Below are 1,722 nucleotides of genomic sequence, written 5' to 3' on the forward strand. Positions count from 1 at the left end.
TTTTCGCCTGCCGGGAGTCACATTTTTCTGCATATCTGACACTTTGGTTCCCACTACTTATTTGGTGGACACCACTTTGTCGGATGCTTCGGATTATGACCAGACGGTTCACGCTGTACGCTTACGATTAAACATGATGGTTCTGAATACAAATGTGTTTTAAAGAATGACCACGCGGAATGGGAAGTAGTTCCACGCATTGCATTTAACTAAAAAAGGCCGCGAAAGCGGCCTTTTTTGTTTTTATAGTTCTGCTTTGGAGGTAGCTGAGTCAAAATTCAGTGCTTTCGAATACGACCGTTGCTCATCCTTAGCGATCTTGCTCGTTTCTTCCATATCAAAGTCCGGATATTTTGTTTTAACCGCTTTGCACAGGTCTTTCAGGTGCCCTTCTGCTTCACATACTGCGTTCCGGAAATCATCATGAGCAGCCTTTGCCAACGGATCAGTATGTACATTGTGCTGATGGCCGAACTTCTGCAGATGAGGGTTATTGGTTTCAACGAAGTACCATGCATAAGAAAATGCCCGCGAGCATGACTTGTAAAATAGCTCTACAGACTTCCTGATTTCTTTGTCATGAAGATGGAACTGAGTAGCCTGAATATAACCCTCAACACCGTAGTGGTAATGAAGTGCCGGAATATATACCCACGTTATTTTTCCGTGATGGAAAAACCAGTCATAAGTAGGCAAGTGCATCTGGCTGAATAACTCATAAAGAGTATTTTTATCTTCCTTGTCTTCTGCAGTCATCTTCTTTTTTGATGGCCAGCGATCCAGTGTTTCGTTCGCTATCAAACAGAGCAGACCCAGCCCCAGACATACCCATCCACTCGTGCTCGTATCTGGTATATTAATGCTTGCGTACCTGGATAAAAATGCGTTCACATAGGGGACCCAAAGTGGCCCTGACAACATCGATATACCGGCAGCTATCAGCGCCCTGGTGACCCACTTACGTAGTTCTGGAAAAAAAACGCGAAATATTTTCCAGAAAAATTGCTCATCAATTTTCAAATCATATTTCCTGGACATACCCTATGCCGCGGTGGAGGCCACAGTGTATTCGTGAAGAAAAAGCTAAGACAAGGCACAGAAACCCTTGCAGGCGACGTTAAAAAGTATTGGAGTAGCTATAACCCTCACTCATTTCTCAAGAGGTCGACATAATCCTTATAGACATAGCTTTTCCCGCGAGCTCTGCCAGTCGTTTCAACAAGAATGCCTGTAGCTTCGAGTACCTTGATCGCAGTACTGGCAGTAGGAAACGTTACCGCAAGTTCAGACTGAGCACGTTCGACAGTTAATCTTGGCATAACTGGCAGTAACTCAAAAAGACGCATGGTTTGCAAGGACGTCGAGGTGTTCGCAAGTAGCATCTTTCGATGCATGGCGATGAGAGAAGCTATCTGAATAATACTCCGTTGAGCCTCCTCAGCAGCTATCTCCACCCCTTCCAGGAAGAACGATACCCATTGCTCCCAGTTCCCATAGCTCCGTATCTCTGACAGACACCGGTAATATTCTTCCTGATGGCTTTTCAGGTACCCGGAAACATATAAAAGAGGTTCGGGCAGGACACCCCATTCTTCGTAAGCGTCGTCTGAGTACCGTCTGGTCCCGAATCCAGGATCCTGTAACTTAAGCACCCACTTATTTTGCAGGTGGACACCTCATGCGCGCTAAAGAAAGACTTCCCCGGAAACACTATTCCCCTGA

At 45.5% G+C, this 1,722-nt stretch carries 1 protein-coding gene; it reads right to left on the reverse strand.

The window, feature by feature from the left end; translation table 11 throughout:
• Positions 1 to 243: 243 nt before the first annotated feature.
• Positions 244 to 1,020, reverse strand: coding sequence for a hypothetical protein (locus OOJ59_RS27815; RefSeq protein ID WP_121572319.1), 777 nt, complete (start codon positions 1,018 to 1,020; stop codon positions 244 to 246).
• Positions 1,021 to 1,722: the final 702 nt, after the last annotated feature.

The organism is Citrobacter sp. W9 (genome assembly GCF_026719375.1).
GTDB lineage: Bacteria > Pseudomonadota > Gammaproteobacteria > Enterobacterales > Enterobacteriaceae > Citrobacter > Citrobacter werkmanii.